We start from the raw sequence: 13,100 nt of genomic DNA, 5'->3' as shown, positions 1-13,100 counted from the left end.
TTCTCCTTTCTGTTCTGGAAACGCTTAAATTTATACTAGCATACTTGTATGGTAGTGTGGTAGAATAAATTTCAGAAAGGAGAGGGAAAATGTTAAATCGGACTCCATTTAAGCATTCGACAAGGGATTTTGTTTATGATTCTTTAAGAGAATCCATTATGGATTTGGATTTGCCGCCGGGTACAGCGATTTCTGAAAAAGAGATTTCAGAAGAACTAGAGGTCAGTCGTACACCTGTGAGAGAAGCTTTCCTGAGATTAAAGGAAGATGAGCTTTTAACGGTACTTCCACAACGGGGATCATTTGTGGCTTTAATTAACTTAGACCATGTAGAAGAAGCACGGTTTCTGCGGGAACAAGCAGAAGCAGGAATTATACGTTTAGCTTGTGACATATTTCCTGACGAATATCTGAATAAATTAGAAATGAATTTAGGAGAACAGAAGAAAGCTAGAGATAATGATGATGAAAATACCTTATACATTCTTGATAAAGAATTCCATAGATTACTTGCAGAAGGAACAGATAAGCACCGAGTATGGAAAACCATTCAAAAGATGGATACGCATTCAATGCGCCTCCGGAAATTAAGTATTGAATTAAAATTGAATTGGAAGAAACTAGTTGGCCAACACGAGGCAATGGTGGAAGCAATCAAGGAAAAAGATCCGGAAAAGGGAGAAGGTCTAATTCGGGAACATCTGACAATGCTGATATATGATCAAAAAGCATTAAAAGATAGATATCCAGATTATTTCAGTTAACTAAAAAATATAAAGGGGTTACACGTCTATGTTAAAGAGATTGTTTGTATTCAGCTTGCTTACTATCCTTGTTCTCAGCGGGTGCTCATCAATAAAGGAGAGTGCTGCTCAAGAAGATGATGTGACACATTGGAAGATGACACATATTTCCGATGAAAGTCATCTTTGGCATCGCACAGCTGTAAAATTTGCCGATTTAGTAGAAGAAAAAACAGATGGAAAAGTCGTGATTGATATTTTTCCAAATAGTCAATTGGGCAGTGAGGTAGATAATATCAATTCCATCCGCTATGGGGCAACGGATGTAACCATCACGGGAGAGACATTGGAAGTGTGGACTCCAAACGCTATTATGTTAGCGATGCCATATGCATTTGAAAGTCAAGAGCATATGCGGAATGTTATTGAAGGAGATATTGGAGAACAAATTGAAGAAGATATTGAAAAAGATGTTGGATTAACGCCATTGTTTTATATGGAACGCGCTCCAAGAAATTTGACCTCTAATTATCCGATTTCTACACCGGAAGATTTACAAGGATTTAGTATGCGTGTGCCGAATGTGCCATTATTTTTAGATTCTTGGTCATCAGCTGGCGCACAGCCGCAGGTAATCAGCTTAAGTGAGGTATTTACAGGGTTGCAGCAGAGTGTGATTGATGGACAAGAAAATCCGAATGATTTAATTGAAAGTAATGGTTTTTATGAAGTTCAAAACTATTTAAACACTACCGAACATGTTCGTTCCTGGATTTATGTTGTAGCCGGTACAGAACAGATGGAAGCGCTGCCTGAAGATCAGCAGGAAGCTGTGAAAGAGGCGGCAGCAGAAGCAGAACAATATTCACAAGAATTATTTGAAGAAGAAATGGAAATAGTTCGACAAAGTCTGATCGATAATGGCATGGAAATTAACGAAGATGTTGATCAAGAAGCTTTTCGTGAGGCAATGCTACCTGCGTTAGAAGAATATTTTGATGAAGAACAGCTTGAATTGTATCAGGAGATTTTAGATGCTGCTGACGATAACGGGGGTGAAGAGGAATGAATCTGATGCAAAAAGTTGACAAGGTACTTGGTATCGTATCGATGTTGCTGTTTACAGCTTTATTACTTGTCGTTATTATACAGATTTTAAGTCGATATTTTCCGTATGATTTTATATGGACAGAGGAGCTTTCCCGTTATCTATTTGTATATTCGATTGTGACATCTGCACCGCTAGCATTGAGAAAGCAAGAGTTTATAAGAGTAGATTTACTTATTGAGAAGTTACCAGCGCATGTTAGGAAAGTATATGAAAGCGTTGTCGGTGTTTTGATTTTTGTCTTTTCCCTCGTGTTATTTATTTATGCAGTTCAGTTTACCAATCTAGGAACCGATTTTTATGCTCCTACCTTAGGTTTTTCAATGGCATATGCCTATGCGTCAGTTCCGTTACTGGCCATTTTGTTAATGATTTATTCGGTGGTGTCTATTATCGATCAGTTTCGTGATGAGCCACAGAAAGAGAAGGAGGAGCAGTTATGATGGCATTATTGCTTTTTGGGCTATTCTTTTTATTAATTGCTGTTGGCGTTCCCATTGCATTCAGTTTAAGCATATCTTCACTCGTTTATTTAATCGTTGCCGGCGTTCCGTTTACGGTTATTCCTCAAACGATGTTTGCTGGATTAGATTCTTTTGTGATGTTAGCCATTCCTGCTTTTATTCTGGCAGGTAATTTAATGAATGCTGGCGGGATTACGAATCGGATTATTGATTTCGCAAACGCTGTTGTTGGGCATATCCGAGGCGGTTTAGGATTAACAAATGTAGCTTCATCGTTAGGGTTTGCAGGTATTTCTGGAACAGCTTTATCAGATACAGCTAGTATCGGGTCTGTTATGATACCTGCCATGAAGAAACAAGGTTATGGAGCAGGTTTTTCTGCAGCAGTAACTTCCATTTCTTCAACGGTGGGCCCAATGTTACCGCCGTCTTTACCGATGATTATTATAGGTACACTTGCAGGTATTTCTATTGGAGATTTATTCTTAGCCGGAGCTATTCCAGGAGTCCTTTTAGCTTTTGGATTTTTAATTGCTACATATGCTATTTCTGTCAAACGACAGTATCCAAAGGGAGAAAAACAATCTTTTTCCGTGATTGGAAAAACATTTTTTGGTGCGTTTTGGGCGCTATTAATGGTTGTCATTATTCTCTGGGGGATACTTGGAGGTTATTTTACGCCTACAGAAGCAGCTGTTGTTTGCGTAGTTTATGCATTTGTTGTAGGGAAATTTGTTTATAAAGAATTAAAGTTAAAAGAAATTCCAAGCATTTTACTAAGCACGTTACGCTCTACTGCCTCCATTTTGTTACTTGTTGGATTTGCCAATACATTTGGATGGGTTTTAGTAAGTGAAGGCGTACCTCTGCAAATTGCAAATGGCATTTTATCACTGACGGACAATCCGATTATGGTGATTCTATTAATTATTTTATTACTGCTTATTGTCGGAATGTTTATGGAGACAATCGCAGCACTTGTGATTTTGTTCCCGGTACTGCTGCCTGTTGCAGAAAGTATTGGAATGGATCCAATTCATTTTGGAGTTGTTATGGTACTGGCATTGATGATTGGCCTGTCCACACCGCCTTTAGGTGTTTGTTTATTTGTAGCTTCCACATTTGCTAAAATACCAATCACCAGAACAGTAAAAGAATTATTACCTTTCTTTGGTGTGGCAATGCTTGTGTTGATTATAGTTGCATTTGTACCTTCTCTATCATTGTTCTTACCAAGTTTATTTGAATAAAGGATGTGTTGAAATATGAAAGCAATACAAGTTGAAAAACCCGGTCAGTTAGATATTGTAGAAGTGGATAAGCCGGTATTGGAGGATGCACATGATGTTATCGTCAACGTGAAGAATGTTGGTATATGTGGTTCAGATGTTCACATTTATCATGGCAGTAACCCGTTTACGGTTTATCCGAGAATTATAGGTCATGAAGTTTCTGGCATTGTAGAAGAAATCGGAGAAGAAGTAACGTCCTTGCGAGTAGGGGATCTGGTTGCTTTAGAGCCAATTGTTTACTGTGGAGAATGTTATGCTTGCCGGAAAGGGCAGCCGAATGTTTGTGAATCACTAGAAGTATTTGGTGTTCACCGGGACGGCGGAATGAGCGAATGGCTTAAAGCAGGGGAAAAGAATTGGCATAAAGTTTCCAACCAGGTTTCCGAAGAAGCTGCAGCGCTCATTGAACCATTAACTATTGGTGCGCAGGCTACTTTTAGAGGAGAGGTAAAAGAAGGAGAGACGGTCTTTATTATTGGCGCAGGCCCAACAGGGATTGCTTGTCTTTTATTAGCCAAGGAGCGAGGAGCCAAGGTGTTTATTTCGGATTTTAATCAGACGAGATTAGATTACGCTGCTTTCATCGGTGCAGATGTCACCATTCAGCCCAAAGAGGTGGAGGTAGCAGATGAGATTGCGAGATTGACAGATGGCGAACTGGCGAATGTTGTAATTGATGCAGTCGGACTTCCTCAAACGTTCCAACAAGCTGTTGAATCAGCATCGATTGCAGGGACAGTGGTTACATTAGGTTTTAATGAAAATCCATCTTCTATTCCTTCTTTACTTTTAACCAAAAAGGAACTAAAAGTAGTTGGATCGCGATTGCAGACACATCAATTTAAAGGTGTAATTGAAAAAGTGGAAAACGGAAATCTGGATCCAAGCCAGATTGTTTCACACCGTTATCCGATGGAGCAAATCAAGGATGCCTTTGAACTACTGGAGAACAATCCGGAAGCAGTAAGGAAAATTGTACTAACATTTTAGCAGCAGGAGTTGATGGAAAATGAGAATGACATTTAGGTGGTACGGTGAAAATAATGATTCTGTTTCCCTGGCGCAAATTAAACAAATTCCTGGTGTAGAAGGTCTTGTTTGGGCATTACATCATCGTGCGGCAGGAGAAGTTTGGCCGGAGGAAGAAATAAAAGAAGTAAAAAAGCAGGCGGATGCTTACGGTTTTCATTTAGATGTTGTAGAAAGCATTAATGTGCATGAAGACATTAAATTAGGAAGACAGACAAGAGATAAATATATTGAAAACTATAAAACAAGTTTACGTAACGTTGCTAAGGTCGGGGCAAAGGTAGTTTGTTTTAACTTTATGCCGGTTTTTGATTGGACCCGTACAGACTTATATAAAGAATTAGAAGACGGTTCCACTGCTTTGTTTTATGAAACGTCAAAGGTAGACAATATGGATCCGAACGATTTGATTGAACAAATCACGGATTCAGGCTATACGATGCCTGGATGGGAGCCAGAGCGTTTAAAGACGATAAAAGAATCCTTTCAAGCATATGAAGAAGTGGACGAGGAACAATTATGGAAGAATCTGGAGTACTTTTTAGAAGAAGTTCTTCCTGTTGCGGAGGAGGAAGGCGTCAAGTTGGCTATCCATCCGGATGATCCACCTTGGCCAGTGTTTAATCTTCCTCGGCTTATAACAAGTGAACAGGCTTTGGAAAGGTATCTAGCTATTTCAGATAGTCCTTCGCATTGTTTGACGCTTTGCAGTGGTTCATTGGGAGCAAATCCAAATAATGATATTCCGGCTATCATTCGAAAATTTCATGAGCGTATTGCGTTTGCGCATATCCGCAATGTACGCACGTATGAAAATGGAGACTTTATTGAAACATCGCATCGGACACAGGATGGGTCTGTCCCCATTGATGATATTGTCAAAGCTTATCATGAGACAGGCTTTCAAGGCTATGCCCGTCCAGATCATGGCAGACACTTATGGGAAGAAGAATGTCGTCCGGGTTATGGATTATACGATCGGGCTTTAGGTATCATGCACTTATGGGGACTATGGGATGCTTACGAACTAATGAAGAAAGAAAAGGAGTGTGAATCATCTTGTTACCAACATATGAAGGATTAACTGATAAGACAGCTGTTGTCACGGGCGGCAGCGGAGTTCTTTGTCAAGCAATGGCGAAAGAGCTTGCGCGTCAAGGTATGAAAGTGGCTATTTTGAACCGGAATGTAGAAAATGGCCAAAAGATTGTCGATGAAATTAAAGAACAAGGTGGCACGGCAATTGCAGTCGCTTGTGACGTATTAAATGAAGACAATGTCAGGGAAGCATATGAAGTTGTGAAACAGGAATTAGGGGAATGTGATCTGCTTATTAATGGAGCTGGCGGCAACCATCCAGATGCAATTACAGATAAGGAAACATTTGAAGCAGGAGATATAGAAGACAGCACGATAAAATCATTTTTTGATTTGCAATTGAACGGTTTTGATCATGTTTTTCGTCTGAATTTAGTGGGTTCATTAATCCCTACGCAAGTATTTGCGAAAGAAATGACAGAACGGGGAGGGAATATCATTAATATTTCTTCCATGGCGGCACCGGCTCCGATGACCAAAGTGCCGGCTTACAGTGCTGCAAAATCAGGAATTGATAACTTGACCAAATGGTTATCCGTCCATTTTGCTGAAGCGGGCATTCGTATTAATGCCATTGCACCAGGCTTCTTTTTAACAGAACAAAATCGAGGGCTTCTTCTGAATGAAGACGGTTCTTTGTCGGAGCGTGCAGAAAAAATTATTAGCCACACACCACAAAGTCGCTTTGGAAAACCGGAAGATTTATTAGGAACACTACTATGGCTAGCAGATAATAATACGTCTGGATTTGTCACAGGTATTACTGTTCCTGTAGATGGTGGTTTTATGGCGTTTTCAGGTGTTTAGGTTAGGAATGAAAGAAGGCTTGTGATAAATGAAGACATCTTTTATCACAAGCCTTTTTTGCTATTATGAGAAAGAAAAATACTAATTACTTTCTTCTTCAAATAGAGATTGAAAATATGCATAAACCGTATTTTCTTCATCTAATACTTTAAATAATGTTCCATCTTTCTCCGGTGGGACCACTCGGATATATTCGTTGGTAAGATAGAGGTACAGACTATTTTCATCAGAAAGGTGCATTTCTGCAGTATATTCCGGGCTGTTATCGTTATCGGTAATTCGTCCGCCATCATAAATGCGTACATCTTCAATAAGCGTTCTGGTAATCGCATTGGATTGATCCAATACAATTTCCTCTTCATTTTCTGATTGTACGGGCTTATCGCTATTTAAATGGCTGGCATCTGATTCGGTAATCGTGATGGATTCCACATGTCTCCGTTCCCCTTCCACGGTTAATTCGTCTGTTAAAACAATGGGAAGATTTGTTGGCACAGAGGTGAAGGAAATTTTAAAGTAGAAAATAAGTATAAGCAGGGTAACGATTGCAGCAGCTAGGATACTGCTGAAAATAATGTATTTTTTGGGCATGGATTCCGCTCCTTATGAATTGGAAAGTTCAAAAAGAGTTCCATTATAATGACGCATCAAGAGAAGGAGAGATTATACAGAGCATCTCTTCTTTTTTCATATGCATATTATAATATCATCTCATCAATTAGGATGTTACAAAATGAATGATAACATACTATCCATAAGAAGTAGAAAGAGGAAGATGAATGGTTTTCATTTGATATAAAAAGCGTAAAGGTCATGTTTTATTACATCGATGAAAAAATGGAGGAGATGTTTCATATATTATTTTCTAAATACTCACACCCAAACTGGAATATATCACATACCAACATCATAAAGATGTAGAGACACATTTCATCAAGAGTGGGTCTACATCTTTTTTTGCATGGCAACATGTATGGTTTATGCATAAAGAACCTATTTAAACGCAGCAGCACCCGCTTCAGATGAGAAGATTTTTAATGGATGTTTTTGACTCCTTATTTTGTTAGCGCTTTCTTTTAGTGGTGAATGGCATGGATTACATTTGAACAGAGAGGGTGTCATTTCGAATGAAAGCTAAAAACCTGACCAGAAATATCCTTATTGCATTGGTAGCTGGTGCTGTTGTCGGTATGGCTTTGACATTTGCTCCTGAAAGCTTTTTTGGTCCACTGGATAAATACGTATTAGACCCGGTTGGTCAGATATTTATTAATCTCATTATGATGTTAGTTGTGCCTTTAGTGTTTGTATCTATTGTTTTAGGAACAGCAGGGCTTGGTGATCCAGCAAAGTTAGGGAAAATTGGTATATCTACAATTAGTTTCTTTTTAGCAACGACGGCAATTGCAATTACATTAGGACTAACCTTAGCTTATCTGGTGAAACCGGGGAAAGCGGGGATTTTTGATACATCTAATCTTGGTGATTACACCCCAAGTGAAGCACCACCTATCATGGAGACCCTTATCAATATCATTCCGGAGAATCCAATCGCGGCATTGTCTGCTGGAGAAATGCTGCAAATTATTGCGTTTGCCATCTTTATCGGGATTGCTTTAGCTTATTTGAACAATAAGACAAAAGGCATTTATAACTTATTTGAACAGGCAAATGATATCTTAGGATGGCTTGTGATGTTAGTGATGCGATTTGCTCCATATGGGGCGTTTGCGTTAATTGCATCAGCAATCGCCAGTGCTGGATTGGATGCGGTTGGTTCGATGTTAAGTTATTTATTAACGGTTATTGCGGGGCTGATTCTGCATGCTTTTATTATTTATTCATTGGCTATCTGGCTATTAGGACGTGGAAATCCAATCACATTTTATAAAGGTTTCTTCCCTGCGATGACGGTGGCATTCAGTACCTCCAGTTCGAATGCAGCACTTCCGGTATCGATGAAAACCGCACAAGATACCCTTGGAGTAAAGAAAGAGATCAGCAGTTTTGTGCAGCCGCTCGGCGCAACAATCAATATGGATGGCACGGCAATTATGCAGGCTGTTGCAACGGTATTTATCGCCCAGGTATATAATCTGCCGCTGACAATGACAGAACTTTTAATGATAGTGCTTGTTGCCACCCTTGCGAGCGTCGGTACAGCTGGGGTGCCTGGAGTTGGATTAATCATGCTGGCAATGGTGCTGAATCAGGTCGGTCTGCCTGTTGAAGGGATTGCATTAATTATCGGTATCGATCGTATTCTGGATATGTTGAGAACATCTCTGAATATCACTGGAGATGCAGCATGTGCTTATATTTTATCGGAAAGAGAAAAACGGAAAATAACAAGCAAGTGAATGGATGGGAAAAGCGGAACTTTCTTCAGTGGCCTGTTTCAAGAGGAATATTATGGAAAAGCAGCGTAACTCCCTGCTGGGATTACGCTGCTTTTACTTGTAAGATATCGGTTGAAGGGCAGCATCTTATTTACATGAAAAAAGATAGTATGAACCTGACTATATAAAACACGAGGGGAAGGATCGAAATAACGATGCCAATTTTTTTTAACCGAAATAAATAGTATAAAGTTGCTCCCAAAGCCCAGACAGCAATAAGTAAAAAGAAGTCCAGACCAGAAGAATCACTGCCCCCATCAGCAATAGCTCTTCCCATAAAAAAGAAAGATGAGATGATGGTTATAAATCCCGTTATAATAAAATAAAACAAAGACGAGCGATTATTGATTCCTCTTAATTTATTTTCAGAAGTAGACTTCATGAGAAATCCTCTCCTATTCAAGTAATGAATTAAATCTTTATGCAAGATGTTAAGTGCTTTCCTACCTTTAATTGTATACCTGTGAATATGCTTTGTAAATTTATAATGTTTATGCAAATATTTTAAATAAGTCAGTATATAAATACAGAAGTATCTGCCTTCAGGTTTTTCCGTTATATTTGTAGCAGTATTCATAAAGTGTTACGGTCAAGGGGAGAATATTTTCACAGGAGGTTTTTGCTAATGAGTGGCAAGCTAGAAGGAAAAATTGCTATTGTAACTGGGGGAACTGGCGGAATTGGTAAAGCAACTGTAGAATTATTTTTAAAAGAAGGGGCTAAAGTAGCCGCCGTAGATATTAATGAAGAAAAATTGAAAGAACTTGAAAAAGAAGTCCATTCTGAAGACAATCTGGTGACAGTTCAAGCCGATGTCTCAAAAGAAGCAGATGTTAAAAATTATGTGAATACGGTAATGGATAAATTTGGCCGGATTGATATTTTATTTAATAATGCAGGAATTTTAGGAGAAGTGAAGCCTTTCTTAGAACAAACCATTGATAATTTTGATCAGGTTCTTTCGGTTAATGTAAGAGGAAGTGCACTTGGTTTATTAAATGTGCTTCCAGTCATGGCAGAACAAAAATCAGGAAGTGTTATCAATACATCGTCCATTTCTGGTCTGATAGCAACCAATGGTTTTGCTCCATACGATACATCCAAACATGCGGTAAACGGTCTCACTAAAAATGCTGCAAAAGATGTTGCGAAATATGGTGTCAGAGTGAATTCTATACACCCTTCTCAAGTGGATACGGATATGGTGAAAGACGTAGAATCTGGAATTAATGCGGAAGATACGGAAAGCGTAAAATCAGACCTTCAAGCAGCCATCCCAATGGGCAGATATGCTAAACCAGAAGAAGTTGCTAAATTAGCTTTATTCCTGGCATCGGATGATAGCGAATTTATTACCGGATCGCAATATCGAATTGATGGCGGATTAGTATCATAAGAAAATGAAAAAACGATGGGAAGTATATTTTACGCAATTAAGAAGGGGCTTTTGCATAATTAGAATAACCGGTTGTGTAATAGTCCCTTCTTAATTTTTGAAAATTTAATGGTTGGTAATCTAAAACAGATAGATGTAAATAAAGTTAAATTTACAGTTTTTGGAATACAAGCGTAAAAATAGTCCACACCTATGAAAAGGTATGGACTATTTTACGCTTACATACATAACACTACACAAAAAAATATAATTTCCATCAACAATCATATTTTTTACTTGGAATAATAAAGAGATAAACTGATTTTGGCACTTATAAGAATGGCGCTATTGCCACAAAAATAGCTCCGGATAAAGTTATGAAACCGCTGATACCAGTTATAAGAGCGTTCCTTTTTCGTCCGTCCATTAGTGCCTCTACAAATGATATAAAAAAGAAAAGTGGAATAAGAAACAAAAATATAGGAAGTACTACTGGCTGTGGATTATCAATAATAGCTGTATATATAATGAGAGCTACAGCAACTATGCCGACAATTGCTTCTAAAATTTTAAAAACAGTTTTACGTTCGCTTCTTGGTTTTAATTCGTAAAAAATCTATCCAAGAATTTTTAATAATAAATCCCTCCAGATTTACTTCAAGTCTTTTTCTTATAATTCGCTTGCCTTCATTTACAATTACTAAACGAGAATATAGAATTATAATTTTATTTCAATTAGTAGATACAGTTAATAAGTTTGTATTACAAATGCATAAAACTAATTTTGATTTAAATTAATTTTATGCATTTTATTTGCATTTAATAATCGAATAAATTTTATAATTGCTTTTTTTAAAATACAAAGACGAGCGGAATTTTCGAAAGTGTATTTTTTAAAAACCCAAATTATGCAGCTTGTTGTTGCTGAATAAGCTTAGCTTGGATCCGCAGCTAATTTGGAAGCATTATAAACCAAAGTGGGCCTATCAAAATGAACTTTCAAACGCTGAACAAGGACTTGATGTGATTGGGATGGTTAAAAATTTAAAGCAGCGTTATCAGGTAGATGGCAAACATGTCAGTTTAAAAGAACTTTATCGTCTGGCGAAACCGGCAGCTGGCAAGAAAGACATCCTTCGTTTTATTCAAACAACCCAAGCCAATGGTGTGCCTGTCAAAGCCGTATTTGTGCGTAATCGTAATAAAAAGAGCGATTGGCTCGCTATTTTGAGCACGGATTGCACGCTTGGCGATTAAGAAATCATTCGTATTTATGGAATGCGCTGGGATATTGAAGTTTTTCCAAAACAACCAAATCCCTTTTAAATCTACAAAAAGAGTTCCAAAGTCGGTCTTATGATGCCCTGATTAGCCATACAACCATTGTATTTGCAAGGTATATTGTGTTTTCCTGGCAAAACCGTTGTAACACGGATAACCGAACGCTGGGCGGCTTACTCTATGAATTATGTGATGAAATTGATGAACTGGATTGGGTTGTCGTTTTACAGCAATTAATCGAGATTCTTGATGATTCCATCCAGCATACCAATAAAGCAATACAAAAATTAATCAAAAATCAAGTACAGCAGTGGGTGGCAGGTTTACCTAACTATATCAAGGGTTATATGTCTATTTCAGTGTGCGAAAGTTGAGTTATAAATTCTATAAATTTCTGCTATAGGAAATAGTTAGACTCAAAGAATTTATTGGCTGATTATTCTCATATCTTTTTTTATTCTTCACGTATATACAGCAAGTGTTATTATTATAGCTGCAATTAATGTTAAAAAGGTAGATATGCCCGTTACTATCGCATTTCTTTTTCTTTTATCCATAAGACCTTCTACAAAAGATACAGCAAAGAAAAGCGGAATAAGATACATGAAGGAAACAATGAAAATTGCCAGAGGCTGGTCAACTAATAAAGCATATAAAATAATTAAACCTGCTAAAATTAAGATAATTGCATCCAATACCTTAAAAATGGTTTTCCTTTCATTTCTTGGTTTCAACTGAAATAAATATCTCCAGAAGTTTTCATAAGACTCAAGAAACTTTTTCATTATATCCCTCCCACGTAATAAAATTACAGTAAAGTTTACCCTGTTATTTTTCACATTAAACGCTAATATTTTCTTGAAATTATGAATTTTAATTCCCGTGATTATAGCTCTTATAAAAATTCTATGTTAAATGACATATCTATACTTATAAGTTCGGTACTGTCAATAAGTTAGTATCTTTACGCCCCACAGCATTCAATCTTATATACTCCATTTCTCCAATAAAAACCGTGCCGATAAACATTTCCTCCACCTGGACAATGACAATGAGGACATTGATCAAATAAGGGAAAATCATTTTCTTTTCCTCTGTCGGCATATTCTTCTAAGCTGATTTGAAAATCATAGGATATGATCATCCAACTACCCCCGAAGTAATTTGCGAAGAATTTAGTACATTTCTTCAGAGATGTCCAAAGATAAGTCTGGAGGAATTTGAAAATTATACGGCTTTTTTAGAGGAGATAATGTGCTCGTTTACACAAAGAGTTATATGATGATTAAAATAGTGAGGGCTGTTGCATAATCGGTTATCTGATTGCGCAACAGCCCTTAATTAGAATCATAAAGTTTAATCATAAATAATTTACTTTTTATAATATCCTTTTTTCTTCTTTCTATGGTCTTCATAAGTCATTAGGAAAACTGTTATTAAAGTAATAGAGATGGTACCAGAAATTCCATTCCAGTCCCCAGTAATCACTCTTATTAGTGCTAGA

13 protein-coding genes and 1 pseudogene are annotated in these 13,100 nt (G+C 37.6%); 10 read left to right on the top strand and 4 right to left on the bottom strand.

Features of this window, described 5'->3' with window-relative positions:
* The first annotated feature begins 89 nt into the window (after positions 1–89).
* Genes ACFQ19_RS01785 through ACFQ19_RS01755 form a run of 7 tightly spaced genes read left to right on the top strand, consistent with a single transcriptional unit; the run spans position 90 to position 6,541 of the window.
* Complete coding sequence (locus ACFQ19_RS01785) at positions 90–764, top strand: GntR family transcriptional regulator (RefSeq protein WP_379590210.1); 675 nt, start codon at positions 90–92, stop codon at positions 762–764.
* Between the two features lie 28 nt (positions 765–792).
* Positions 793–1,812: a TRAP transporter substrate-binding protein gene (locus ACFQ19_RS01780; protein WP_379590209.1), complete on the top strand. Its 1,020-nt coding sequence runs from the start codon at positions 793–795 to the stop codon at positions 1,810–1,812.
* A gap of 5 nt (positions 1,813–1,817) precedes the next feature.
* Positions 1,818–2,294, top strand: coding sequence for a TRAP transporter small permease (locus ACFQ19_RS01775; protein ID WP_379590208.1), 477 nt, complete (start codon positions 1,818–1,820; stop codon positions 2,292–2,294).
* Positions 2,291–3,565, top strand: coding sequence for a TRAP transporter large permease (locus ACFQ19_RS01770; RefSeq protein ID WP_379590207.1), 1,275 nt, complete (start codon positions 2,291–2,293; stop codon positions 3,563–3,565). Before ACFQ19_RS01775 ends, ACFQ19_RS01770 begins: the two co-directional genes overlap by 4 nt.
* Positions 3,566–3,580: 15 nt before the next feature.
* The gene (locus ACFQ19_RS01765) at positions 3,581–4,597 is read left to right on the top strand and encodes a zinc-binding alcohol dehydrogenase family protein (RefSeq protein ID WP_379590205.1); all 1,017 of its coding nucleotides are present in this window, start codon (positions 3,581–3,583) and stop codon (positions 4,595–4,597) included.
* Between the two features lie 19 nt (positions 4,598–4,616).
* On the top strand, positions 4,617–5,720 hold the full coding sequence (gene uxuA / locus ACFQ19_RS01760) for a mannonate dehydratase (RefSeq protein ID WP_379590203.1): 1,104 nt from the start codon (positions 4,617–4,619) through the stop codon (positions 5,718–5,720).
* Entirely contained in the window at positions 5,696–6,541 is an 846-nt protein-coding gene (locus ACFQ19_RS01755) for an SDR family oxidoreductase (protein ID WP_379590202.1), read from the top strand. Before uxuA ends, ACFQ19_RS01755 begins: the two co-directional genes overlap by 25 nt.
* 81 nt (positions 6,542–6,622) lie before the next feature.
* Here the strand turns inward: ACFQ19_RS01755 and ACFQ19_RS01750 are convergent, their stop codons facing one another.
* On the bottom strand, positions 6,623–7,132 hold the full coding sequence (locus ACFQ19_RS01750; RefSeq protein ID WP_379590201.1) for a hypothetical protein: 510 nt from the start codon (positions 7,130–7,132) through the stop codon (positions 6,623–6,625).
* Positions 7,133–7,668: 536 nt separating this feature from the next.
* Here ACFQ19_RS01750 and ACFQ19_RS01745 point away from each other — a divergent pair.
* Positions 7,669–8,901: a dicarboxylate/amino acid:cation symporter gene (locus ACFQ19_RS01745; protein ID WP_379590199.1), complete on the top strand. Its 1,233-nt coding sequence runs from the start codon at positions 7,669–7,671 to the stop codon at positions 8,899–8,901.
* A 130-nt stretch (positions 8,902–9,031) separates the two neighbouring features.
* Here the strand turns inward: ACFQ19_RS01745 and ACFQ19_RS01740 are convergent, their stop codons facing one another.
* Positions 9,032–9,322: a hypothetical protein gene (locus tag ACFQ19_RS01740; RefSeq protein WP_379590198.1), complete on the bottom strand. Its 291-nt coding sequence runs from the start codon at positions 9,320–9,322 to the stop codon at positions 9,032–9,034.
* A gap of 243 nt (positions 9,323–9,565) precedes the next feature.
* Here ACFQ19_RS01740 and ACFQ19_RS01735 point away from each other — a divergent pair, with 243 nt between their 5' ends.
* Both ACFQ19_RS01735 and ACFQ19_RS01730 read left to right on the top strand, forming a co-directional pair.
* Positions 9,566–10,336, top strand: a complete 771-nt coding sequence (locus tag ACFQ19_RS01735) for an SDR family NAD(P)-dependent oxidoreductase (RefSeq protein ID WP_379590197.1) — start codon at positions 9,566–9,568, stop codon at positions 10,334–10,336.
* 987 nt (positions 10,337–11,323) lie between these two features.
* Positions 11,324–11,970: pseudogene (locus tag ACFQ19_RS01730) on the top strand (IS4 family transposase); the annotation flags it as partial.
* Between the two features lie 87 nt (positions 11,971–12,057).
* On the opposite strand, the gene ACFQ19_RS01725 reads toward ACFQ19_RS01730, so the two are convergent.
* Together ACFQ19_RS01725 and ACFQ19_RS01720 are read right to left on the bottom strand one after the other, a co-directional pair.
* On the bottom strand, positions 12,058–12,381 hold the full coding sequence (locus tag ACFQ19_RS01725; protein WP_379590196.1) for a hypothetical protein: 324 nt from the start codon (positions 12,379–12,381) through the stop codon (positions 12,058–12,060).
* A gap of 145 nt (positions 12,382–12,526) precedes the next feature.
* Positions 12,527–12,679 carry a hypothetical protein gene (locus ACFQ19_RS01720; protein ID WP_379590195.1) on the bottom strand — a complete coding sequence of 51 codons (153 nt, stop codon included), beginning with the start codon at positions 12,677–12,679 and terminating at the stop codon, positions 12,527–12,529.
* Between the last annotated feature and the right edge of the window lie 421 nt (positions 12,680–13,100).

The sequence above is a fragment of the Oceanobacillus locisalsi genome, assembly GCF_042675985.1.
Taxonomy (GTDB): Bacteria; Bacillota; Bacilli; order Bacillales; family Amphibacillaceae; genus Oceanobacillus; species Oceanobacillus locisalsi.
This window is presented reverse-complemented; position numbering and strand designations above follow the sequence as displayed.

Coding starts and splice junctions, on each gene's coding strand:
- ACFQ19_RS01745 (WP_379590199.1), top strand. CDS start 7,669: ATGAAAGCTAAAAACCTGACCAGAAATATCCTTATTGCATTGGTAGCT.
- ACFQ19_RS01720 (WP_379590195.1), bottom strand. CDS start 12,679: ATGATTTTCCCTTATTTGATCAATGTCCTCATTGTCATTGTCCAGGTG.
- ACFQ19_RS01780 (WP_379590209.1), top strand. CDS start 793: ATGTTAAAGAGATTGTTTGTATTCAGCTTGCTTACTATCCTTGTTCTC.
- ACFQ19_RS01735 (WP_379590197.1), top strand. CDS start 9,566: ATGAGTGGCAAGCTAGAAGGAAAAATTGCTATTGTAACTGGGGGAACT.
- ACFQ19_RS01770 (WP_379590207.1), top strand. CDS start 2,291: ATGATGGCATTATTGCTTTTTGGGCTATTCTTTTTATTAATTGCTGTT.
- ACFQ19_RS01750 (WP_379590201.1), bottom strand. CDS start 7,132: ATGCCCAAAAAATACATTATTTTCAGCAGTATCCTAGCTGCTGCAATC.
- ACFQ19_RS01785 (WP_379590210.1), top strand. CDS start 90: ATGTTAAATCGGACTCCATTTAAGCATTCGACAAGGGATTTTGTTTAT.
- ACFQ19_RS01775 (WP_379590208.1), top strand. CDS start 1,818: ATGCAAAAAGTTGACAAGGTACTTGGTATCGTATCGATGTTGCTGTTT.
- uxuA (WP_379590203.1), top strand. CDS start 4,617: ATGAGAATGACATTTAGGTGGTACGGTGAAAATAATGATTCTGTTTCC.
- ACFQ19_RS01765 (WP_379590205.1), top strand. CDS start 3,581: ATGAAAGCAATACAAGTTGAAAAACCCGGTCAGTTAGATATTGTAGAA.
- ACFQ19_RS01740 (WP_379590198.1), bottom strand. CDS start 9,322: ATGAAGTCTACTTCTGAAAATAAATTAAGAGGAATCAATAATCGCTCG.
- ACFQ19_RS01725 (WP_379590196.1), bottom strand. CDS start 12,381: ATGAAAAAGTTTCTTGAGTCTTATGAAAACTTCTGGAGATATTTATTT.